The sequence below is a fragment of the Allobosea sp. genome (genome assembly GCF_030695125.1).
Classification (GTDB): domain Bacteria; phylum Pseudomonadota; class Alphaproteobacteria; order Rhizobiales; family Beijerinckiaceae; genus Allobosea.
On sequence record NZ_JAUYTP010000076.1, the window covers coordinates 18,642 to 40,298 of the forward strand.

26 protein-coding genes are annotated in these 21,657 nt (G+C 66.0%); 16 read left to right on the plus strand and 10 right to left on the minus strand.

The window, feature by feature from the left end; all coding sequences use genetic code 11:
• Window positions 1–79: 79 nt before the first annotated feature.
• The 8 genes from Q8S38_RS22920 to Q8S38_RS22955 all read left to right on the plus strand — a co-directional run bounded on the left by Q8S38_RS22920 (window position 80) and on the right by Q8S38_RS22955 (window position 7,620).
• Window positions 80–832, plus strand: a complete 753-nt coding sequence (locus Q8S38_RS22920; RefSeq protein WP_371125955.1) for a glycosyltransferase family 2 protein — start codon at window positions 80–82, stop codon at window positions 830–832.
• Window positions 829–1,164 (plus strand): lipid-A-disaccharide synthase N-terminal domain-containing protein, encoded by a 336-nt coding sequence (locus tag Q8S38_RS22925; RefSeq protein ID WP_305682649.1) that lies wholly within the window; start codon window positions 829–831, stop codon window positions 1,162–1,164. The genes Q8S38_RS22920 and Q8S38_RS22925 overlap by 4 nt, the downstream gene beginning before the upstream one ends.
• 371 nt (window positions 1,165–1,535) lie before the next feature.
• The gene (locus Q8S38_RS22930; protein WP_305682650.1) at window positions 1,536–2,561 is read left to right on the plus strand and encodes an amino acid ABC transporter substrate-binding protein; all 1,026 of its coding nucleotides are present in this window, start codon (window positions 1,536–1,538) and stop codon (window positions 2,559–2,561) included.
• Window positions 2,562–2,741: 180 nt separating this feature from the next.
• Complete coding sequence (locus tag Q8S38_RS22935; protein WP_305682651.1) at window positions 2,742–3,764, plus strand: amino acid ABC transporter substrate-binding protein; 1,023 nt, start codon at window positions 2,742–2,744, stop codon at window positions 3,762–3,764.
• Between the two features lie 100 nt (window positions 3,765–3,864).
• The gene (locus tag Q8S38_RS22940; protein ID WP_371125953.1) at window positions 3,865–5,061 is read left to right on the plus strand and encodes an amino acid ABC transporter permease; all 1,197 of its coding nucleotides are present in this window, start codon (window positions 3,865–3,867) and stop codon (window positions 5,059–5,061) included.
• A 10-nt stretch (window positions 5,062–5,071) separates the two neighbouring features.
• On the plus strand, window positions 5,072–6,451 hold the full coding sequence (locus Q8S38_RS22945) for an amino acid ABC transporter permease (RefSeq protein ID WP_305682653.1): 1,380 nt from the start codon (window positions 5,072–5,074) through the stop codon (window positions 6,449–6,451).
• A 20-nt stretch (window positions 6,452–6,471) separates the two neighbouring features.
• A complete protein-coding gene (locus Q8S38_RS22950) occupies window positions 6,472–7,260 on the plus strand; it encodes an amino acid ABC transporter ATP-binding protein (protein WP_305682727.1) in 789 nt (262 codons plus the stop codon).
• A 90-nt stretch (window positions 7,261–7,350) separates the two neighbouring features.
• On the plus strand, window positions 7,351–7,620 hold the full coding sequence (locus tag Q8S38_RS22955) for a hypothetical protein (protein WP_305682654.1): 270 nt from the start codon (window positions 7,351–7,353) through the stop codon (window positions 7,618–7,620).
• 87 nt (window positions 7,621–7,707) lie between these two features.
• On the opposite strand, the gene Q8S38_RS22960 is transcribed toward Q8S38_RS22955, so the two are convergent.
• Window positions 7,708–8,880, minus strand: coding sequence for a glycerophosphodiester phosphodiesterase (locus Q8S38_RS22960; RefSeq protein WP_305682655.1), 1,173 nt, complete (start codon window positions 8,878–8,880; stop codon window positions 7,708–7,710).
• 102 nt (window positions 8,881–8,982) lie between these two features.
• Window positions 8,983–9,126: a hypothetical protein gene (locus tag Q8S38_RS22965; RefSeq protein ID WP_305682656.1), complete on the minus strand. Its 144-nt coding sequence runs from the start codon at window positions 9,124–9,126 to the stop codon at window positions 8,983–8,985.
• Between the two features lie 177 nt (window positions 9,127–9,303).
• Between Q8S38_RS22965 and Q8S38_RS22970 the strand changes: the two genes are divergently transcribed.
• The 7 genes from Q8S38_RS22970 to Q8S38_RS23000 all read left to right on the plus strand — a co-directional run bounded on the left by Q8S38_RS22970 (window position 9,304) and on the right by Q8S38_RS23000 (window position 15,297).
• On the plus strand, window positions 9,304–10,608 hold the full coding sequence (locus Q8S38_RS22970) for an RsmB/NOP family class I SAM-dependent RNA methyltransferase (RefSeq protein ID WP_305682657.1): 1,305 nt from the start codon (window positions 9,304–9,306) through the stop codon (window positions 10,606–10,608).
• Between the two features lie 16 nt (window positions 10,609–10,624).
• Window positions 10,625–10,852: a hypothetical protein gene (locus Q8S38_RS22975; protein WP_305682658.1), complete on the plus strand. Its 228-nt coding sequence runs from the start codon at window positions 10,625–10,627 to the stop codon at window positions 10,850–10,852.
• The gene (locus Q8S38_RS22980) at window positions 10,845–11,279 is read left to right on the plus strand and encodes a type II toxin-antitoxin system VapC family toxin (protein WP_305682659.1); all 435 of its coding nucleotides are present in this window, start codon (window positions 10,845–10,847) and stop codon (window positions 11,277–11,279) included. The genes Q8S38_RS22975 and Q8S38_RS22980 overlap by 8 nt, the downstream gene beginning before the upstream one ends.
• 58 nt (window positions 11,280–11,337) lie before the next feature.
• Window positions 11,338–12,897: a glutamine-hydrolyzing GMP synthase gene (gene guaA, locus Q8S38_RS22985; RefSeq protein WP_305682660.1), complete on the plus strand. Its 1,560-nt coding sequence runs from the start codon at window positions 11,338–11,340 to the stop codon at window positions 12,895–12,897.
• 46 nt (window positions 12,898–12,943) lie between these two features.
• The gene (locus Q8S38_RS22990) at window positions 12,944–13,099 is read left to right on the plus strand and encodes a DUF5993 family protein (RefSeq protein WP_197426553.1); all 156 of its coding nucleotides are present in this window, start codon (window positions 12,944–12,946) and stop codon (window positions 13,097–13,099) included.
• 10 nt (window positions 13,100–13,109) lie between these two features.
• Window positions 13,110–13,676, plus strand: a complete 567-nt coding sequence (locus Q8S38_RS22995) for a disulfide bond formation protein B (RefSeq protein ID WP_305682661.1) — start codon at window positions 13,110–13,112, stop codon at window positions 13,674–13,676.
• Between the two features lie 403 nt (window positions 13,677–14,079).
• Window positions 14,080–15,297, plus strand: a complete 1,218-nt coding sequence (locus tag Q8S38_RS23000; protein WP_305682662.1) for a catalase — start codon at window positions 14,080–14,082, stop codon at window positions 15,295–15,297.
• A gap of 188 nt (window positions 15,298–15,485) precedes the next feature.
• Here Q8S38_RS23000 and Q8S38_RS23005 read toward each other — a convergent pair whose 3' ends face one another.
• Window positions 15,486–15,926 (minus strand): PA2169 family four-helix-bundle protein, encoded by a 441-nt coding sequence (locus Q8S38_RS23005; RefSeq protein WP_305682663.1) that lies wholly within the window; start codon window positions 15,924–15,926, stop codon window positions 15,486–15,488.
• A gap of 318 nt (window positions 15,927–16,244) precedes the next feature.
• Here Q8S38_RS23005 and Q8S38_RS23010 point away from each other — a divergent pair, with 318 nt between their 5' ends.
• A complete protein-coding gene (locus Q8S38_RS23010) occupies window positions 16,245–17,570 on the plus strand; it encodes a PQQ-dependent sugar dehydrogenase (protein WP_305682664.1) in 1,326 nt (441 codons plus the stop codon).
• 175 nt (window positions 17,571–17,745) lie between these two features.
• Here Q8S38_RS23010 and Q8S38_RS23015 read toward each other — a convergent pair whose 3' ends face one another.
• Genes Q8S38_RS23015 through pqqA form a run of 7 tightly spaced genes read right to left on the minus strand, consistent with a single transcriptional unit; the run spans window position 17,746 to window position 21,638 of the window.
• Complete coding sequence (locus Q8S38_RS23015; RefSeq protein ID WP_305682665.1) at window positions 17,746–18,042, minus strand: SemiSWEET family sugar transporter; 297 nt, start codon at window positions 18,040–18,042, stop codon at window positions 17,746–17,748.
• A gap of 5 nt (window positions 18,043–18,047) precedes the next feature.
• On the minus strand, window positions 18,048–18,488 hold the full coding sequence (locus Q8S38_RS23020; protein WP_305682666.1) for a PPC domain-containing DNA-binding protein: 441 nt from the start codon (window positions 18,486–18,488) through the stop codon (window positions 18,048–18,050).
• A complete protein-coding gene (pqqE, locus tag Q8S38_RS23025; protein ID WP_305682667.1) occupies window positions 18,466–19,626 on the minus strand; it encodes a pyrroloquinoline quinone biosynthesis protein PqqE in 1,161 nt (386 codons plus the stop codon). The genes Q8S38_RS23020 and pqqE overlap by 23 nt, the downstream gene beginning before the upstream one ends.
• A complete protein-coding gene (pqqD, locus tag Q8S38_RS23030; RefSeq protein ID WP_305682668.1) occupies window positions 19,623–19,895 on the minus strand; it encodes a pyrroloquinoline quinone biosynthesis peptide chaperone PqqD in 273 nt (90 codons plus the stop codon). The genes pqqE and pqqD overlap by 4 nt, the downstream gene beginning before the upstream one ends.
• Window positions 19,892–20,626, minus strand: coding sequence for a pyrroloquinoline-quinone synthase PqqC (pqqC, locus tag Q8S38_RS23035; protein WP_305682669.1), 735 nt, complete (start codon window positions 20,624–20,626; stop codon window positions 19,892–19,894). The genes pqqD and pqqC overlap by 4 nt, the downstream gene beginning before the upstream one ends.
• On the minus strand, window positions 20,623–21,504 hold the full coding sequence (pqqB, locus tag Q8S38_RS23040; RefSeq protein ID WP_305682670.1) for a pyrroloquinoline quinone biosynthesis protein PqqB: 882 nt from the start codon (window positions 21,502–21,504) through the stop codon (window positions 20,623–20,625). Before pqqB ends, pqqC begins: the two co-directional genes overlap by 4 nt.
• Window positions 21,505–21,509: 5 nt before the next feature.
• Window positions 21,510–21,638, minus strand: coding sequence for a pyrroloquinoline quinone precursor peptide PqqA (gene pqqA / locus Q8S38_RS23045; protein ID WP_305682671.1), 129 nt, complete (start codon window positions 21,636–21,638; stop codon window positions 21,510–21,512).
• Window positions 21,639–21,657 lie beyond the last annotated feature (19 nt).

A 21,657-nucleotide genomic window follows, 5' to 3' on the forward strand; every position in this document is an offset into this window, starting at 1 on the left:
ACCGCGGCGTCGCTCGCAAAGTGCCTTGCCCTGTGGGCCTCCCTGACGCAGGTTGCGGGCCGTTTTTTCGGATGATCCTCTGTTGACCGTACCCTCTCTGCCTTTGCCGCTGCTCAGCGTCGTCGTGCCCGTCCGCAACGAGGTCGGCAATGTCGGACCGCTGTTGGCCGACATCGAAACCGCCTGCGCGCAGGTCGGCGCCTTCGAGGTCGTCTTCGTCAATGACGGGTCGACGGATGGCACGGCGGCGGCCCTTGCGGCGCTGGCGACGAGCCGGCCCTGGCTGAAGATCGTCGGCCACGCGCAATCCTGCGGGCAGAGCGCGGCGGTGAGGACCGGCGTGCGCCATGCCCGCGCGCCCATCGTCGCGACGCTCGACGGAGACGGCCAGAACGACCCGGCGTTTCTGCCGGCGATGCTCACGGCGCTGCAGGGCGCCGGAATGCAGGCGGGGCTCGTCCAGGGTCAGCGCGTCGGCCGCAAGGACACCGGCTTCAAGAAGCTGCAGTCGCGTATCGCCAATGGTGTGCGTGGACGGCTGCTGAAGGACGGCACGCGCGACGCCGGCTGCGGGCTGAAGTGCTTCCGCCGCGAGGCCTATCTGGCGCTGCCCTATTTCGACGCGCTGCATCGCTTCATGCCGGCGCTGATGGTGCGCGAGGGCTACCAGGTGGTGCATCTCGACGTGCGCGACCGGCCACGCCTCAGCGGCGTCTCGAATTACGGCTTCTTCGACCGGCTCTGGGTCGGCATCCTCGATCTCGTCGGGGTCTGGTGGCTGATCCGGCGCCGCCGGCGCGTGCCCCAGATCATGCCGGAGGCCCAGCCATGATCATCTCGATCGGCCACGCCATCTCGGACTATCTCTACGACGTCTTCGTGCTGAAGTTCGACTTCTGGCTGGCTTTCGGCATCGTCGCGCAACTGCTTTTCACGGCGCGGTTTCTGGTGCAGTGGCTGGCCAGCGAGCGGGAAGGGCAGTCGGTGATGCCGCTGTCCTTCTGGTATTTCTCGATGGGCGGCGGCCTGATGACGCTGGTCTACGGCATCGTCCGGCGCGAGCCGATCATCATCATGGGCCAAGCGCTGGCGATGGTGATCTACACCCGCAATCTCGTGCTGATCTATCGCAACCGCGGACGCAAACAGGCGACGGACGCCTGAGGAAGCCACGCGCGCCTTGAAGGCGCAAACTCGCCGTCAAGCCGGCGCATGTGGCCAGGCGAACCCGACGCCGAAATCGGGCCCGAAATCGCCCAGATCCGCCAGCGCCATGTCCATCTGGACCGGCGGCCGCTCGGAATTGGGCGGGGTGAGGCTTGACCACCCCCACAAACTCGCATGTGATGTATGCAGTGGACAAGGGACGGCGGGCAAAGATGCGCTTGCTTGACGCTCATGCGGGGCTCTGGCAATCGACGAAGGGGATGTCGCTTATTTTCTAAGCAAGCGAGCGGAGTTCACTCCGCCGGCGACGGGACCTAGGGCGCCTGCCAGCCGAGTCCGGGTAGGATCATTCAATGGGAGAGAGTTCGATGAAGAAGATCATGACAGCGGCCATCGCCGGCCTCGGGCTTGCGCTCGCGGCGACGACCGTGTCGGCGCAGGCACCCGCGACGCTGGCTCAGGTCAAGCAGCGCAACCAGGTGATCTGTGGTTCCAATACCGGACTGGCCGGCTTCGGCGTTCCCGACGGGCAGGGCAGGTGGAGCGGCCTCGACGTCGATCTCTGCCGTGCCGTTTCCGCCGCGATCTTCAATGACCCCGAGAAGGTCAAGTTCATCCCGCTGTCCTCGAAGGATCGCTTCACCGCGCTGCAGTCGGGCGAGGTCGATCTGCTTGTCCGCAACTCGACCTGGACGATGTCGCGCGACACCCAGCTCGGCATCCTGTTCGCCGGCGTGAACTATTATGACGGTCAGGGCTTCATGGTCCGCAAGAAGCTGGGCGTGAACTCGGCCCTGCAGCTGTCCGGCGCTTCGATCTGCACGCAGCAGGGCACCACGACAGAGCTGAATCTGGCTGACTTCTTCCGCGCCAACAACCTGAAATACGAGGTTGTCGCCTTCGCCTCGTCCGACGAGACGATCAAGGCCTATGATGCCGGCCGCTGCGACGCCTTCACCACCGACGCCTCCGGCCTCTATGCCGAGCGCCTGAAGCTGACGGCCCCGGCCGATCACATGGTCCTGCCGGAGATCATCTCCAAGGAGCCGCTCGGCCCCTCGACCCGCAACAACGACACGGTCTGGTTCAACATCGTCAAGTGGACGCACTACGCCATGATCAATGCCGAGGAACTCGGCGTGACCAAGGCCAATGTCGACGAGATGCTGAAGTCGCCCAATCCCGAGATCAAGCGTCTGCTCGGGACCGAGGGCAAGTTCGGCGATGGGCTGGGCCTGACCACGGACTGGGCCTACCGGATCATCAAGCATGTCGGCAATTACGGCGAGTCCTTCGAGCGGAACGTCGGCGCCGGCTCCCTGCTGAAGATCGCGCGCGGCCAGAACGCGCTCTGGACCAAGGGCGGTCTCCAGTACGCGCCTCCGGTTCGCTGAGAGCTGAAGGCGGGCGCCGGCGTTGAGCCGGCGCCCGCTCCCTTTTTTTGCTACCGCATTTCACACGATTGGACAGAATAGCGCGCTGCAACCGGCCTTGGTCCGGGATTTGCTAGATCTCCGACACTCGTCGGATAGTCGAGAACGGGACAAACCCGTTCCGCCAACAGGGGAAGTTCAATGAAGTCATTCGTCACTGCAGCCATCGCTGCGGCGATCTCGGTTTGCGCGGCAAGCTCCGTCCAGGCCCAGACCAACACCCTCGCTCAGGTCAAGAACCGCGGCATCCTGCACTGCGGCTCCGGCACCGGCCTCGCCGGTTTCGGCCTCCCCGATGCACAGGGCAACTGGACCGGCCTCGACGTCGATCTGTGCCGTGCGGTGGCCGCGGCGATCTTCAACGATCCGGCCAAGGTCAAGTTCATCCCGCTGTCGGCGAAGGACCGGTTCACGTCGCTGCAGTCGGGCGAGGTCGATCTGCTCTCGCGCACCACGACCTGGACGATGTCGCGCGACACGTCGCTGGGGCTCAACTTCGCCGGCGTCAATTACTATGACGGCCAGGGCTTCATGGTCCGCAAGAAGCTCGGCGTCGATTCCGTGCTCAAGCTGGCCGGCGCCTCGATCTGCACCCAGCAGGGCACCACGACGGAGCTCAACCTCGCCGACTATTTCCGGGCCAACAACCTGAAATACGAGGTCGTCGCCTTCGCCTCCAACACCGAGACGGTCAAGGCCTATGAATCGGGCCGCTGCGATGCGTTCACCACGGACGCCTCGGGCCTCTATGCAGAGCGCCTGACGCTGTCGGCTCCGGCCGATCACATCGTCCTGCCTGAGATCATTTCGAAGGAGCCGCTGGGGCCCGTCGTGCGCCATGGCGACGATCTCTGGCTCGACGTCGTCAAGTGGACGCATTTCGCGATGCTCAACGCCGAAGAGCTGGGCGTCAGCAAGGCCAATGTCGATGAGATGCTGAAGTCGCCTAACCCCGAGATCAAGCGGTTGCTCGGCACCGAGGGCAAGTACGGCGAGGCCATCGGCCTGACCAATGACTGGGCCTACCGCATCGTGAAGCTCGTCGGCAATTACGGCGAAGTCTTCGAGAAGAACGTCGGGCAGGGTTCGCTGCTGAAGATCGCGCGCGGCCAGAATGCGCTCTGGACCAAGGGGGGGCTGCAATACGCTCCGCCGATCCGCTGATACGCCACGAGGCGTAGTCCAAACCGGCTGGACGGAGCGGTGGCGGCAAGGCCGCCACCGCTTGTCCCGTCGCAATCAAAAACCAAAAAAAAGGGCGTAATTGGTGTCGACGATTCCGACCGAAACGGTCCCAACCGGCAAAGCCTCGCTGTTCTACGATCCCAGGATCAGGGGCTATGTCTACCAGATCGCGCTTGTGGCGGTGGTCGGCTTCCTGATCTGGTCGGCGGCGTCGAACGCGCTTGAAAACCTGCGTGCGCAGAAGATCGCGTCCGGGTTCGGCTTCTGGCACAACACCGCCGGCTTCGACGTCAACCAGAAGCTCATTCCGTTCAGCGCCGCGGGCTCGACCTATGGCCAGGCCTTCTGGGTCGGCCTTCTCAACACGCTGCTGGTCGCCTCCATCGGCATCGTCTTGTCGACCTTCCTCGGGTTCTTCGTCGGCGTCGCCCGGCTCTCCAGCAACTGGGTGCTGGCGAAGCTGGCGATGATCTATGTCGAGGTGATCCGCAACCTGCCGCTGCTGCTGCAATTGTTCTTCTGGTACAACGCGGTGCTGAAGCCGTTGCCGGATGCCCGGAACTCGATCGCGCTTCCGGGCTCGATCTTTCTCAACAATCGCGGCCTGATTCTGCCGAACCCGCAATTCGCGCCGGCCTTCCAGGGCGTGGTCATCGCTTTCTTCATCGCCGTCGTTCTGGCGATCGCCTTCTACACCTGGTCGAAGAAGCAGCAGGAACGGACGGGGACGCAATACCCCAACGGCAGCATCACGCTGGCGCTGATCATCGGCCTGCCGCTGGCGGTCTACTTCATCGCCGGCCAGCCGCTCTCCTTCGAACTGCCGCAGCAGGGCCGCTTCAACCTGACCGGCGGGCTGCAGATCTACCCCGAATTCGTGGCGCTGCTGATCGGCCTGACGACCTACACCGCCGGCTTCATCGCCGAGGTCGTGCGCGCCGGCATCCTGGCCGTGTCAAAAGGCCAGACCGAGGCCGCCAACGCGCTGGGCCTGCGGTCGGGCCCGACCCTGAAGCTCGTCGTGATCCCCCAGGCGATGCGGGTCATCATCCCGCCTCTGACCTCGAACTACCTCAACCTGACCAAGAACTCCTCGCTGGCCGTCGCCATCGGCTACCCCGACCTCGTCCAGGTCTTCACCGGCACGGTGCTGAACCAGACCGGCCAGGCCCTCGAAGTCGTCGCCATCACCATGGCGGTCTATCTGACCATCTCGCTCGTCACCTCGCTGATCATGAACATCTACAACAAGCGCATGGCGCTGGTGGAACGGTGAGGGCGCCACGATGACCGACGCAACGCTCGAAAACGCGCCCCACGCCTTCGTCCGCCGGGAAACCCTGCAACAGGAGCCCGCGCCGCTGTCTGTGGCGGGGCCGGTCGCCTGGGTGCGCAACAACCTGTTCTCCGGGCCGGTGAACTCGCTGATGACGCTGGTCTGCCTCTATGTGGTGGCGACCAGCGTGCCCGATCTGGTGCGCTTCTACTTCATCGACGCGGTGTGGAGCGGCACCAATCGCGATGCCTGCCTCGCCGACAAGATCGGCCGGCCGGTGGGCGCCTGCTGGGCCTATATCGCCGACCGGTTCCAGTACTTCATCTACGGCTCCTATCCGGTGCCGCAGCGCTGGCGCGTCAACATCGTCTTCGTGATGTTTGCGCTCGGCGTCGTCTGGATGCTGTGGGACAAGGCGCCGCAAAAGAAGCTCGGCGCGTTCTTCTTCTTCGTGGCGATGCCGATCGCGGCCTATCTGCTGCTGCTCGGCGGTGATGGTGCCGAGACCTTCCTGCGCTTCCTGATCCAACTGACGCTCGCCTTCGCCGCCCTGTATCTGGTCCTGTCGTTCGTGCCGAGCCTGGCCCGGTTCTGGGTACCGCCGGCACTGCTCGAGGTCGAGATCGCGGCGCCGCCCTGGCAGCGCTTCCTCCAGTCCAAGCGCCTCATCCTGATGGCGCTGGTGATCTTCGGCGTGATCGCGCTCCTCGCCGACACCGCCGGCCTGCCGCGGGTCGATACCGGCCTGTGGGGCGGCATGATGGTCACCTTCCTGATCGCGGCGGTCGGCATCGTCTTCTCGCTGCCGCTGGGCGTGGTCCTGGCGCTGGGCCGCCGCTCGAGACTGCCGATCATCCAGCTGATGTCGGTCATCTTCATCGAGTTCGTGCGCGGCGTGCCGCTGATCACCGTGCTGTTCATGGCCAACACCATGCTGCCGCTGTTCGTGCCGCAGGAATACTCGCCCGACCGCCTGCTGCGCCCGCTGATCGGCGTCGCGCTGTTTGCCGCCGCCTATATGGCCGAGGTGATCCGCGGCGGCCTGCAGGCGATTCCGAAGGGCCAGTACGAGGGCGCGATGTCGCTTGGCCTCGGCTACTGGCAGATGATGCGGCTGATCATCCTGCCGCAGGCGCTGCGCATCGTGATCCCGGGCATCGTCAACACCTTCATCGGGCTGTTCAAGGATACGACGCTGGTGACCATCGTCGGCATCTTCGACTTCCTGCGCACCATCGAGGCGACCCTGGTCGATCCGACCTGGGCCACGCCGACCACCCGCGCGACGGGCTACGCCTTTGCCGCGGTGTTCTACTTCCTGTGTTGCTGGGGCATGTCCCGCTACTCGATTTCGGTCGAGCAGCGTCTTGCCGCCGGTCAGAAGCGTTGAAAGGACCAGCCCTCATGGCCATGGCAGAAACCACCAGCACCCGCCCGGCGGCTCTCAAGCCGACCTCGCTCAACACCCCGACAGCCGTCGAAATGGTCGGCGTCAACAAATGGTATGGCGAATTCCATGTGCTGCGCGACATCAACCTGAAGGTCGAGCGCGGCGAGAAGCTGGTCATCTGCGGGCCTTCGGGCTCGGGCAAATCGACCATGATCCGCTGCATCAACCGGCTCGAGGAGCACCAGAAGGGCTCGATCGTCGTCGACGGCACGGAACTCACCAACGATCTCAAGAAGATCGACGAGATCCGCCGCGACGTCGGCATGGTCTTCCAGCACTTCAACCTGTTCCCGCATCTCACGATCCTGGAGAACCTGACGCTGGCGCCGATCTGGGTGAAGAAGCTCCCCAAGAAGGACGCCGAAGAGATCGCGATGCACTATCTCAAGCGCGTCAAGATCCCCGAGCAGGCCGCCAAGTACCCCGGCCAGCTCTCGGGCGGCCAGCAGCAGCGCGTGGCGATCGCCCGCTCGCTCTGCATGAGCCCCAAGATCATGCTGTTCGACGAGCCGACCTCGGCGCTCGATCCCGAAATGGTCAAGGAGGTGCTCGACACCATGGTGTCGCTGGCGGAAGAGGGCATGACCATGCTCTGCGTCACCCACGAGATGGGTTTCGCTAGGCAGGTCGCCGACCGGGTCATCTTCATGGACGCCGGCCAGATCGTCGAGATGAACAAGCCCGAGGCCTTCTTCAAGAACCCGCAGCACGAGCGCACCAAGCTCTTCCTGAGCCAGATCCTGCACTGATCAGGGGGCGGGGAGGCGTCGGGGCAGGGGGCTCTCCCAACGGAACAATCGCGCCACAGCATGGTTTTCCTCCCACATTGGAGGACAACCATGAAGCGTTTCATTCCTGTTCTGCTGGCCGCCCTGGTCACGACGAGTGGTGCCTATGCCCAGTCGATCAACATCGGCCCGGGCGGCGTCCAGGTCGATCCGCGCTCGCCGCGCGACCGCGCCATCGAGCGGGATATCCGGCGCGAGGATCGTGCCCGTGACCGCGATCGCTACCAGCGTGCGCGCGGACGCGACAACTGCCGCACGGTCACGACGGTCCGCGAAACCCGCCGTGGCGAGGTCCGCAGCACGGAGCGCGTCTGCGACTGATCCCGGCTGATCGTCCATGAAGAGCCCGCCGCGCGATCAGCGCGGTGGGCTTTTTTGTCTCGACCGAACGGGAGTGGCAAAACGGCGTTATCGGCCGTCCCGGGCCTTGACCGCCACGTCGGGGAAATCCGTGAACAGGCCGTCGATTCCCAGCGCCATGAAAGCCTTGTACTCGGCCACAGGGTCGCCCTTGAAGTCGGAGGCCAGGCGCTTGGGCTCGCTGCGGAACGTCCAGCTATGGATCTGCAGTCCAGCGGCTCGCGCATTCCTGACGACGTCGGTCGGCGGCAAAAGAACACGGTCACGTTCGTCGATGACGCCGTCCTTGTTCAGGTCCTGCGGCTTCCCGTCCTGGCCGACCACCTGCTTGCCGGCCATCAGATAGGGCTTCCAGGGCGCGACGCCGTCGGCATAGGTCGCGATCTCCTTGAGACCCTCAGCGCTCACCAGATCCTTGAAGGTGCGCTTGTCGCCGGTGACGACGAAATCATAGGGCTTGTCGAACGGGGCGGCGAGGACGATGCCGCCATCCTTGTCGACATCGTCGGCGTCGACGAGCTGGAACAGCCGCACCTGCGTCTTGCCGCGCAGATATTTGAGGTTGGCCGTCTCGAAGCTCTGGATGATGACGGGCGACGATTTCTCGGTCCAGCCGGCCGCCTTCAGCGTGTCGAGCAGCCGGTCTTCGAGCGCAAGGCCGATCGCGGCGTGGAAGATCGGATGCTTGGTCTCGGGATAGACCCCGATCGTGCGGCCCAGCCTGGCGCTTTCCGACTTGGCGAGCTCGATGACCTCCTGGAAGGTCGGGATCTGGTATCGCCCGTTGTGGGACTGATCCCGGTCGGCAAAGGCCTGCTTGGCCCGCAGGGTCTTGATTTCGGCCAGCGTGAAATCGCCGGCAAACCAGTCGGTGGTATCGACGCCATCGACCTTGCGGGTGGTCTTGCGGCTGGCGAATTCGGGACGGGTGGCGACGTCGGTGGTGCCGCTCATCATCGGCTCGTGGCGCGCGATCAGCACCCCGTCCTTGGTCGCCACCAGATCGGGCTCGATGAAGTCGGCGCCCTGCTCGATGGCGAGCTTGTAGGCTTCGAGCGTGTGCTCGGGGCGATAGCCGCTGGCGCCGCGATGGCCAACGATCAGCAGCGTCTGCGGAGCCACCGCCGGCGCGGCCGTTTGCGCCAGCACCGGCGTGATGGCGGATGCAACCAGGCCGAAGCCCACGGCGCATCCGACGGTCAGCAGCGTTTTCGTCAGCATGAACGACTCCCAGGGTCGCATCGATCCGGACGCGACCCTGGGCGGATCATGTGACAGGCCGTTGAAGGCGCGCTGCGCGCGCAAGCGCAGAGCGCCCGCAGGTCAGCGGCGGCCGCTCTCGAGCGTCGTCTTGGCGTCGAGACGCTTGGCGGTCGGCGGGGTCAGGTCCGGGGAGGGCTGCGAGGCGCAAGCGGCGAGCGCCAGCGCGAGGACGGAGGCGAGAACGAGATGGCCGGCGCGCTGCATGGAAACGAGACCTTTTGTTGCGAGGGGTGTTGCCTCGTCTTTCCGCCTGTGGAAGGACCGCGTCAAGCGGATGTCGTCGGGCGTGGCATGTCGCCGAGTCATGTTTTAAGTCGTCCAGTCTCGATCTCGCCCGCCTCTGCCGGCGCCCTGCTGCGCATTCGCCCGGAACGAACCGCCATGACGCCTGCCGCCCGCATCAGCGCCGCCATCGAGGTGCTGGACGACATCATCCAGCGGCGCCGGCCGGCCTCCGATGCCCTGAAGGATTGGGGCCTGTCGCGGCGCTTCGCGGGTTCAAAGGATCGCGCCGCGATCGCCTCGCTGGTCTACGACGCATTGCGGGTAAGGGCGTCGAGCACCCATGTCATGGGCTCGGACGCGCCGCGCGCGCTGGTGCTGGGCATGCTCGCGCGCTTGCGCGGCTCCGACCTCGAGGAGATTGCTGCGCTGTTTTGCGGCGAGCATCATGCGCCGGCGCCGCTGGAGAGCGACGAGGTGGACAGCCTCGTCGCCCCGCGGCTGGCGGGAGCGCCCGACTGGGTGCGCGCCGATGTTCCCGAATGGCTCTGGCCAACCTTCGCCGCCGGCTTCGGTGCGGACGCGGTGGCCGAGGGCGAGGCGCTGGCCGGTCGCGCGCCCATCGACATCCGCACCAACCGGCTGAAGACGACGCGCGAGACGCTGGCCTCCGAACTGGCCCATGCCGCTCCGGAAACCGGCGCGTGGTCACCCGATGCGCTGCGCTTCCATCCGGGTCCGGACGGGCGCGGCCCTTCGCTGCAGTCGGAGGCGGCGTTCTTTGCCGGCGGCTTCGAGATCCAGGACGAAGGCTCTCAGCTCGTGACCCTTCTGGCCGGGGCCGCTCCGGGGCAGACCGTGATCGACCTCTGCGCCGGCGCCGGCGGCAAGACGCTGGCGCTCGCAGCGCTGATGGAGAACCAGGGGCGGCTTTTCGCCACCGATCTCGACGCCCGCCGGCTCGCGCCGCTGCATGAGCGGCTCGCCCGCTCGGGCGCCGCGATCGTCGAGATCCGCATCCCGCGCTCGCGCGGGCACGAGCCGCTGGCCGATGTCGAGGGCCAGGCCGACCTCGTCCTGGTCGATGCGCCCTGCACGGGCTCGGGCACCTGGCGGCGCAATCCCGATGCGAAATGGCGGGTGCGCCCGGGCGCTCTCGCCGAGCGCGTCAAGGACCAGGCCGAGGTCCTGGCCCGGGCGGCGCGGCTGGTGAAATCCGGCGGGCGCATCGCCTACATCACCTGCTCGGTGCTGGCCGACGAGAACGACGCGGCGATCGCCGCCTTCCTGGCCCGGCAGCCCGGCTTTGCACCTGTGCCGCTGCCGCAGGTGATCGCGTCGGAGCAGGGCGATTTCGGCCTGCTGGCGCGCTTTGCGACCATATATGGCCTCCAGCTCTCGCCGCGCCGCACGGGCACGGACGGTTTCTATCTGGCCATGTTGCGCTACAATGGGGTCGGGTGAAGCAGGAGCCACTGCAATGGCCAGACTTGTGATTGATGACGTGGATGAAGAGCTTCTTGCCCGCCTAAAGGATCGCGCAGCGGCGCGTTCCCAGTCCGTCGCCGAGATCGCGAAGGAGATCATCGTTCGTGCGATACCATCGCGCGGTACCGCCTCGGATGCGTTCCGCAAAATTCGCGCGCTGACGCCGCCTGGCCCCCAGGCAGACAGTACGGATATCATCAGGCAAATACGCGATGAATGAACCGTTGGTGCTCGACGCCAACATCATCGTCAAACTCTTGGTGAACGAACCGCGTTCTGAAATTGCGCAGCAGATATTCGATGACGACCGTTTCGTTTTCTATACGCCAGCGCATGCGTTGGCGGAGGTGATCGAGGTACTTTGTCGGAAAGTGCGGCGAGGCGAGGCCGATGAACGGCAGTTGCGCGAAGCGCTCATCTGGCTGCCAGGATCCTTCGTTGCGGTTCCCGTCGAGACCCTGATTGAACGCGCGGTGGACCTTGCTATCCAAAACGCGATCGGAATCTACGACGCGCTGTATGTCGCGCTGGCGTTGGACCACGATATCCGGCTGGTTACGGACGATCAGCGTCTGGCAAATCGCCTGAGAGGATACCCGGCCAGCGAGCGTGTTGTTCTACTCGAAGATGCGTTGCGCGTCCTCTGAACGGACAGACGGCAAAATCGAAGTTGAACGACGGCGCGCATATCGCTACGCCGCTGGCATGACACAAGCGCACGACTCCATCCTGATCATCGACTTCGGCAGCCAGGTGACGCAGCTCATCGCGCGGCGCATCCGCGAGATCGGCGTCTATTGCGAGATCGCCCCGTTCCAGTCGGCCTCCGAGGCGTTCCAGCGCCTTTCACCCAAGGGCGTGATCTTCTCGGGCGGGCCGGCCTCGGTGCCCGACGAAGGCTCGCCGCGCGCGCCGCAGGAGGTGTTCTCCACCGGGCTGCCGGTGCTGGGCATCTGCTACGGCCAGCAGACCATGGCGCAGCAGCTCGGCGGCAGGGTCGAGAGCGGCCACGCCGCCGAATTCGGCCGCGCCGATGTCGAGATCGTCACGCCCTCGGCCCTGTTCGAGGGCGTCTGGGAGGAGGGCGGTCGCTACCCCGTCTGGATGAGCCATGGCGACCGCGTCACGCAATTGCCCGCCGGCTTCACCGTCAAGGCGACCTCCGAGAACGCGCCCTATGCGGTGGCGAGCGACGAGGCCCGGCGCTTCTACTCGACGATGTTCCACCCCGAGGTCGTGCACACGCCCGATGGCGGCAAGCTGCTGCGCAACTTCGTCGTAAAAATCTGCGGCTGCACGCCGGACTGGAGCATGTCGGCCTATCGCGCCGAGATGCAGAAGAAGATCCGCGAGCAGGTCGGCAGCGGCCGCGTCATCTGCGGGCTGTCGGGCGGCGTCGATTCCGCGGTGGCGGCCGTGCTGATCCACGAGGCGATCGGCGACCAGCTCACCTGCGTGTTCGTCGATCACGGGCTGATGCGGATGAACGAGGCGGAGGAGGTCGTGCGCCTGTTCCGCGACCACTACAACATCCCGCTCGTTCATGTTGAGGCGGAAGAGCTCTTCCTGTCGGAGCTCGCCAAATGCGGCGCCGATCCGGAGGCCAAGCGCAAGACCATCGGACGGCTCTTCATCGACGTCTTCGACGCGGAAGCGGCCAAGATCGGCGGCGCGGATTTCCTCGCCCAGGGCACGCTCTATCCCGACGTGATCGAGAGCGTCTCCTTCTCGGGCGGCCCTTCCGTCACCATCAAGAGCCACCACAATGTCGGCGGCCTGCCCGAGCGCATGAAGATGCAGCTCGTCGAGCCGCTGCGCGAGCTGTTCAAGGACGAGGTGAGGGTGCTCGGCCGCGAACTCGGGCTGCCCGAGGCATTTGTCGGCCGCCACCCCTTCCCGGGACCGGGGCTGGCCATCCGCTGCCCCGGCGAGATCACCCGCGAGAAGCTCGACATCCTGCGTAAAGCGGATGCGATCTATCTCGACGAGATCCGCAAGGCCGGCCTCTACGACGTGATCTGGCAGGCCTTCGCCGTGCTCCTGCCGGTGCGCACCGTCGGCGTGATGGGCGACCACCGCACCTACGACCATGTCTGCGCGCTGCGCGCCGTGACCTCGGTCGACGGCATGACCGCGGATTTCTACCCCTACGACATGGCCTTCCTCGGCCGCACGGCGACGCGCATCATCAACGAGGTCAAGGGCATCAACCGCGTCGTCTACGACATCACCAGCAAGCCGCCCGGCACGATCGAGTGGGAGTGATCCGCCCCGCGGCCCCTGAGGCCGGCGGCGTCCAAGGACCGGCACGATGATGAGCCTTCCCTTCTTCGGCCTGCTCGCCGGCTTCGGTTGCGTCCTGGCGGGCCAGCGCGGCGCGGCGCTGCTGCTCTGGGCGGTCTCGATGGTGGTGATGCTGGTGCTGTTTCGGCTGCACGTCACCGATGCGCTGACGATCGTGCTGTGAGGCCGTGCCGATGACCCCGTCGATGGCCCGCACGCTCAATGCCGTCGGTCTGCTGGCCGTCAGCCTCGTGCTGATCGCCGCCTTCCTCGACCAGGTCCTGCTCGGCGAACTGCCATGCCCGCTCTGCCTGCTGCAGCGCGTCGGCTTCATGGGGGCGGCGCTGGGGCTGGCCTTGAACGTCAAATTCGGCCCGCACCCGGGGCATTACGGGGTGGTGATCCTCTCCGCCTGCTTCGGCGGCATGGTCTCGATCCGCCAGATCCTCGGCCATATCGTCCCGGGCACCGGGACCTATGGCAGCGCCATCCTCGGTCTGCACTATTACAGCTGGGCGCTGCTGGTCTTCGGCGCCATCGTGCTGGGCTGCGCCGCCTTGCTGTTCTTCGAACGCCAGTTCGCGGAACCCGAAGCGACTCCCGCACGCGCCTCGACCTTCTTGATCGCCATGACCGTCCTTGCCGCCACCCTCGCTTTGGCCACCGGCGTCTCGACGGTGCTGGAATGCGGCGCGGGCCTCTGCCCCGACAACCCGGTGGTCTACGAACTGCTGCAGGGGCCGAACCCGCCGAGGCCCTGAGAAGGCGCCGATGAGGCTTGCGGAAGGGGTGTCTGCCGTCCGCCGATTTCAGGGGCTACCGCCGATTGAGCCGGCGGACAGCGGACATTGGTCATCGACCCAGAAGCAGGCGTCGCTGCACGCTGTCCCGACATGGGCTCCACACCGCGGCGCGCGCCGGGCGCCTTGTCTGACGAGGTGATGCTGCTTTTCAGCGATACGAGATCGGGCTGCAACACCGCAGCCTCTTGCCCCGGAAATGGATCTCTCCGACGGCACCACCGAGCCGTGGGACACTGCCAACACGGAGCCGTGAAGCGAGTTGAAGAGCGTGTGATCGCCAGGCTCCGAACTTCATGACGGCATGCGCTTTCGGCACGCCTCAAGGAGCATCGCATGATGTCGATCTGCCCAGGCCGGTCCGATGGCCCAGCAAGATGGCTGTGCGTCGCAACGGATGGACACAGCCGACATCGCCTGTTGGGCCAAGCGGCTCAGGAGGCAGGGCCGTCTTCGGACGACGACGCCAACCGGCCGCGTCCCGTTCAGCCGAGGGGCGTTCTCCGCAGCGTCCTCAAGGGATGGCCGGCCCGACCATGCGCCGCTTCTCACGTCATCTTCCGAATCCGCGAACCTTGATGAGGACGAAATGAACCTTGCCATCCTGCTGCGCACCACCGGTGTCGGTGCCATCTGCGCGCTCGCTCAAGCCTCCCCGGCGCTCGCCCAGAATTCGACGACGGAAACCATCGTCGAAACCATGCGCACCCTGTCCGGCAAGCAGTCGACGCGGCCGAGTGGTGCCAAGGGGCAATGCTTCGCCGCCCGCTTCACGCCGACCGCGGAAGCCCGGCAGCTGTCGAAGTCGCCCGCATTTTCGGGCGAGCGAGCCGCCGTGGTGCGGTTCTCGGTCGGAAGCGGCAACGCCAAGGTCTCGGATGGGACCAAGACCGTGAATCGCGGGATGGCTTTGCGGATCGATCCGAATGGCCCCGGCCAGAGCGAGTTCGTGATGGTCAACGCACCGGTGAATTTCGTGAAGTCGCCGGACCAAATGCTGGCCTTCCTGCAGGCGAGACTGCCGGGCGCCGACGGGAAGCCCGACGCGGCGAAGATCAAGGCCTTCACCGATGCCAATCCCGAGACCACCAACCAGGGCCGGTTCCTGGCGGGCCGGCCCGTCCCGGCTTCCTGGGTCGGGGTCAGCTATTGGGCGATCCACCCCTACACCCTGACCAATGCCCAGGGCGCGACGCAGATCGTGAAGTTCAAACTGTCGCCCAAGGGCGGCCAAGTCGGACTGAACGACGAGGACGCCAAGGGAAAACCGGCCGACTTCCTGGTCGATGAGTTGAAGGCGCGCCTGGCGGAGAAAAGGCCAGCCGGGTTCGACGTTCTGGCGATCCTCGGTTCGGCCGGCGATGCCGCCATCCCTGCGACGCAGACCTGGCCGGACGAGGAGACGCGGCGCAGCGTCAAGTTGGCGGAACTCACCGTGACCGGGCTGGCGGAAAATGACATCTGCGACCGCGAGATCTTCGATCCGACTAGACTGGCGGAGGGGGTAGCCGGTCCCACTGACGACCCGTTATTCGCCGAACGGGCGCCCGCCTATGCGATCTCGATCACTCAGCGGAATTGAGGCTGGCCTCATCCGCTGCCCGTGGTTCGTTCGGGCAGTATCAAGGCGTCTTTTGCCCGCGCGACATCAAGCGGCGCGGCGTATGGCGTATCGGTCCCCGCCAGCCGCAGTGTTCGAGATCATAACGCTCTGGGCATGCTAAAGGCGAAGGCGCCGAGGGCCATCGCTCTCGGCACTCACCGAGACCATCAGATGATGGTGGAGCCGTCGGCCTGGGCCCGGCGGTTCAGTCTCGACACCTCGGACGCGAGCGCCTCGCGGTGACGCAGCAGCGTCGCGCGGTCGGCCGGGGCAGTCATCTCGGCAATCGCCTCGTCATACGCCTCCAAGGTGTTCTCTTCGCCGCTCGCGAATGCTGACAGTGACGCATCGTCGAGGCCGAGGATCGCCGACCGTGCCGTCACCACCACCTTGTGGACGCTGCCCATGAGCGAGCCATCGTCGTCGGCGCTCTCACCGTGAGCGGAGAGCATCCTGTGAATGTCGGCATGCGCTGCCTCATGCAGGCCATCGACGGCGCGCAGTCGCTCCAGGACGGCGGGGTCTTCAGCCTTCTCGATCGCTTTGCCATAGCCCTCACGGGCATCGATGATGGCGGTGTGCAGAGCAGCCAGATGGTCGTGGTTCATTGCGCACTCCTGTTGCCGGGATCGGTCGAACGGTCTCGACATAATCCGCGACGTCGGCCGCGGTTCCGCCCGCGCAGCACTCATCTCGGTGCCCTGCAGCCGCAACGCCCGCAGAATGGCGGCACACCGCATCACGACCGGCCGCTTTGTGGACTCGCCTGCGTGGCGAGCCGAATTCCCGGCGCCGAACCGGCCCACTGGCGCGAGCGCAACGACCTCATCCCGACGAGCCGCAGCCTTTTTGCCGAACAATCCGCGCCTGCAAACGTTCCAACCTGATGATCACGCGCCCACGGCGCGCCAGTTGGAGTTTCAGATATGGCCAATCCGCTCAAAGCCATCCTCATCGCCGGGGTCGCGACATCGACGCTGGCGCTTGCGGCATGTGGCGACCAGCCTTTGCCAGAGGAAGCCGGATATGGGCCCAATCCAACGCTGCCGGCACCGAAATCCTCCTGGCTGCCGACGGTCAAGGTCGCGGACGCCATCGGCTGGAAGGAGGGCGAGAAGCCCGTCGCAGCCAGTGGCGGACAGATCACAGCCTTCGCCACGGGCCTGCAGCATCCGCGCTGGCTCTACGAGCTTCCCAATGGCGACATCCTCGTGGCGGAGAGCGACGCCCCGCCCAAGCCTGAGGACAAGAGTGGCGGCATCCGCGGCTGGGTCCAGGGCCTGTTCATGAAGAAGGCCGGGTCGCAGACGCCGAGTGCCAATCGCATCACGCTGCTGCGCGATCAGGACGGCGACGGGGTCGCCGAGACCAAAAGCGTCTATCTGCAGAATCTGACCTCGCCCTTCGGGATGGCGCTGGTCGGCGACCAGCTCTACATCGCCAACGCCGACGCCGTCGTGCGCGTGCCTTATGTTGCGGGCGAGACGACAAATTCAGCCACGCCGGTGAAGCTTGCCGACCTGCCGGCCGGCCGCAACCACCACTGGACCAAGAGCCTGGTGGCGAGTCCCGATGGGACCAAGCTCTATGTCGGCGTCGGCTCCAACTCCAATGTCGGCGAAAACGGCATGGCCGAGGAGGAGCGGCGCGCCGCTGTGCTGGAGATCGACACCGCGAGCGGCGCGACGCAGGTCTTCGCCAGCGGCCTGCGCAATCCGGTCGGGATCGACTGGAATCCTGCAACCAAGGAACTCTGGGTCGCGGTCAACGAGCGCGACGAGATCGGCGACGACCTCGTTCCCGACTACATGACCTCGGTGAAGCGGGATGGATTCTATGGCTGGCCCTACAGCTATTATGGCCAGACGGTCGACACCCGCATCGAGCCTCCGAGGCCCGACCTCGTCGCCAGAGCGATCAAGCCCGACTATGCGCTCGGGGCCCACAGCGCCTCGCTCGGCCTGACCTTCGTCAAGGATGGGCGGCTGGGCCAGAGTTACCAGGGTGGCGCCTTCATCGGCCAGCACGGCTCGTGGAACCGCAAGGTTCCGGTCGGCTACCGCGTGATCTTCGTCCCCTTCGTCGATGGCAAGCCTTCGGGCATGCCGAAGCCCGTCATGACCGGGTTCCTCTCCGACAAGGGCGAAGCGAAGGGACGGCCTGTCGGCGTGCTGGTCGACCGCAACAGCGGGCTGCTGGTCGCCGACGACGTCGGCAACGCGATCTGGCGGCTGACCGGGCCGACGAGTTGATCGCCGCAGGCTCTGCTGGCGCACGCGCGCCGACCGACGTTGCCAGATCCTAGGCCCGAGCGCGGTCCTGCCGGGCACACGCGTGCCGGACAGGACCGCCTGCACGAACCGTTTCACTTGTTGTGAGAATCGGGTGACGCCCGCCGTCGCGGCCTGCTTCGACGACAGGGAGGTTTCAGCTCCCGGGATCGATCGCGTCGGCGACCTTCCGTTTCGCGCGTCCCGACAGCAGCGTCATCGCGAGGATGAAGCTCGCGAGGACGAAACAGATCGTGTTCGTCAGGATCAGGGGCCATTGGCCCTGGGCAATGCCGTAGATCGTCCAGAGCAGGAAACCCGCCGTGGTCAGCGCGTACATCGGCGGCGACAGGGCCTCGGTGTCGCGCGTGCGGACGATCTTCCAGGCCTGCGGCACGAAGCTCGCGACCGAGCAGGCTGCGGCGACATATCCGACGATGACGACGAGGTCCATGCCGGTCACATGGGCTTCAGCAAGGCGATACCGAGCTCGGCAACCTTGCGTCGGCGAAGATGGCCGGGCATCTCGGTGACGATCACCTCCAGCGTCGGCCTCACGAGCCCCTTCAAGAGATGGCCGCCCCTGGTCGATCCGTCGCGCAAGCCCAGGACGACATGGGCATGGATGCTCGCCCGCCCATCGTCACCCTCGGCAACGTCGCCGATCAGGCAGAGCACTTCGGACTGCGTATCGACCGCGATCTCCTCGTAGGACCTCGAAGCGAAGTCGAAGAACCCGATCGTGGCGCGCTCGAAAGCGCCGATCGCGGTCAGCGAGGCGGCGGTCAGGCCCTTGTCGACGGCAAACGACGTGATGCAGGCGAAAGCCTCGTCTCCGTCATCCAGCACGAGCGCGAAGACGCGCTTGCCGTCATTGTCAGCCAGCAATGTGCTGTGCATCGTCATGCTCCTCTGTGGCGTGGTCAGGGGTCGAATCCGCTACCGCACTGCGCTCGGCCTGCCGCGACGGCCGCCCGCGCATGACATAGGCATCGCTGCGCTGGCGCGTCGTCAGATGCTCGACTCGGTCATGGAAAGGCGAGAGCACGCAGACCGGATCGGCATTGCGCGGGTCGCCGGTCAGGGCCATGGCCTGGCAGCGGCAACCGCCGAAATCGATCTCGCGTCGGTCGCAACTGCGGCATGGCTCGGCCATCCAGTCCGTGCCGCGAAACGCGCCGAATGCAGGCGACTCCTGCCAGATGGCGGCGAGCGGGTAATCCCTGACGCTCCAGAAGGCGAGACCGGGAATGGTCTGCGCGGCATGGCATGGCAGCACGAGTCCGCGCGGCGTGACGTTGAGCGACTGCCGGCCCCAGCCATTCATGCAGGGCTTCGGATAGCGGGCGAAATGGTCGGGCGGGACATAGTCGATGGTGATCTGGTGGGACGTCCGGTCGCGCAGGGCTGCGACCGTGTCCCGCGCGGCGAGCGCGTCGGCCATGTCCGGCATCAGGGCATCGCGGTTGCGAGCGGCCCAGCCGTAATACTGCGCGTGGGCGAGCTCGATACGACGTGCCCCCATGGCAATGGCCTCGTCGACCATGGCCGCCATGCGCGCGAGATTGCCGCGATGCAGGACGGCGTTGATCGTCAGCGGGAGGCCGCCTTCGCTGACCAGCCCGGCGAAGGCGCGCTTGCGGCGATGCGAGCCGGCAAGGCCCGCGACCCGGTCGGCATTGGCGGCATCGACATCCTGGATCGAAAGCTGGACATGATCCAGGCCGGCCCGGGCAAGCAAGGCCAACCTGCCTGCGTCGAGGCCGATGCCGGATGTGATCAGATTGGTGTAGAGGCCCGCCTCCGACGCGGCAGCGACCAGTTCCGTAAGGTCATGCCGGGTTGCGGGTTCGCCGCCCGACAGATGCAGCTGCAGAATGCCCAGCTCCGCCGCCTGGCCGAAGACACGCGTCCACTCGTCCGTCGAAAGCTCATCGGCCTTGCGGTCGAGGTCCAGCGGGTTTGAACAGTAGGGACAGGCGAGCGGACAGCGATGGGTCAGCTCAGCCAGCAGAGCGAAGGGGGGAGGGGCGTTCATGTCTCGACCATGCGGCGCGAGGCGAGATCCGCGATCAGGGCGAGCACGTCGCGCTCGATGCGCACGCGCTCGACCTCGTATTCGTCTGCAAGCAGCCCGGCGATGTCGCCGATCCGGCGCGTGCCGTCGCAGAGGTTCAGGATCGCGGCCGATGACGCGTTGATTCGCAGCACATGCTCGGGCGCGAGCAGATTGAAGCCGCCGCGAACGCGGTCCGCGCGCAGTCTGACGCCGCTGGCGAGCATGGGGCGGGCGTCGAGGCAGATCATCCGCGCGCCCCCGGCTCGAAGGCCCCGGGCGGGATCTGGCCGGCCGCGCCATAGGCATGGTCGAGCGCATCCAGCATCGCCCAGAGCACGTCGCATTTGAATTCGAGCGCGGCGACGACGGCATCCTGCTGCTCACGCGTCGTGGCATGCGCGGCGACATAGGCAAGCGCGCTTTCGACATCGCGCGAGGCCTGCTCCGGACGGGCGGTGAAATAGGCCAGGCTCTCGGCACTGACGAAATCGTAATGCGCCAGCATGCCGGAGACGCGCGTCTTGATGACCTGCGGCGAGAACAGCTCCGTCAGCGAGGAGGCGACGGCCTCCAGCAGCGGCCGCTCGCGCACGAAGGCGACATAGGCATCGACCGCAAAGCGCGTTGCCGGAAGCACGCCTTTCAGGGCGGTCACCTCGTCGCGATTGAAACCGAGGCTTTCGCAGAGCCGCAGCCAGCGCTCGATGCCGCCCTCGCCGTCGGCAGCGCCGTCATGGTCGATCAGCCGCTGCCGCCAGGCCCGGCGCATGGCCGGGTCGTCGAGGCGCGCGATCAGGCCGGCGTCCTTGCGAGGGATCGCCGCCTGATAGGCATAGCGGTTGAGCGCCCAGGCCTGGACTTCGCCTTTCCCGCAGCCGCCGGAATGAAGCCGGAGGTGGAATGGGTGCCGGTCATGATAGCGTCGCGCGCCGACCTCGCGCAGTCGGTCGACCAAGGCGGATGGCTGCAGCAGGCTCACAGCGCAATCTCCAGTCCGTCATGACCGATTTCGATCCCCTCGCTTTCGACGTGGCGGCGCTCGCGGGATCCCTCGATCAGCACGGGGTTGCTGTTGTTGATGTGGATGTAGATCTTTCGCGATGCCGGCAGCGCAGCGAGCCAAGCGAGCGAGCCACCCGGGCCGGTCATCGGCACATGACCCATCCTGCGCCCGGTCTTCTCGCCGAGGCCGGCACGCTTCATCTCGTCGTCGTCGAACAGCGTGCCGTCGAAGAGCACGATGTCGGCGCGGGAGACCCAGTCCGTCAGATCGGGCGTGAGCGCCGCGCATCCCGGCACATAGGCGAGGCTCGCGCCACCCGTCACGAGAATCCCGCAGGCCTCGCCATCCATCGCGGCAGCCTCCGGCTCGCCCTGCTCCAGATAGAGCGGCGCCTTGCCGGGCACCGCGAACAGTGTGATCTGCATTTCGTCGGTCGCCGAGAAAGGCTCTCCACCGCGAGCAGCGACGCGCTGCGCCATCAGGGGTGCGAAGAGCGGGTTGTCGGCGATCGCGGCATGAACGGGTGCGAGCGCCAGAAGACGGAAAGCGTGTCGTTCGCGCAATGTGCTCAGGCCGGCGACATGGTCGATCTCGGCACTCGTCAACACGACCGTGCTGATCGGCGAGCGGCGGGTCGCCAGAGGCCAGAGGGCCTTTGTCGCGCGCAGCTGCTGCCCGAGATCGGGGGAGGCGTTGATCAGTACACAGTCCTCGCCCGAGATCAGAGCGAGGGAAGACTGGGTGCGCCAAGCCGCCCGCGCATCGCCCGACCAGGCCAGCGTGCAGTTGGCGCATCGGCAGTTCCATTGCGGAAAGCCGCCGCCCGCGGCGGAGCCGAGAACGACGGCTTTCACAGGAGTCAGTCTTCGGCAGGCGTGACGACCAGGGCGGCTGCAACGTGCAGGTCGTCACCTTCGCTGGCGGGCGCATAGGCTGTGACTTCCATGCCGCAGGCGATGTCTTCGACGATAGGGGTTTCCCAGATCATGTCTGTCTCCTTTTGCGTG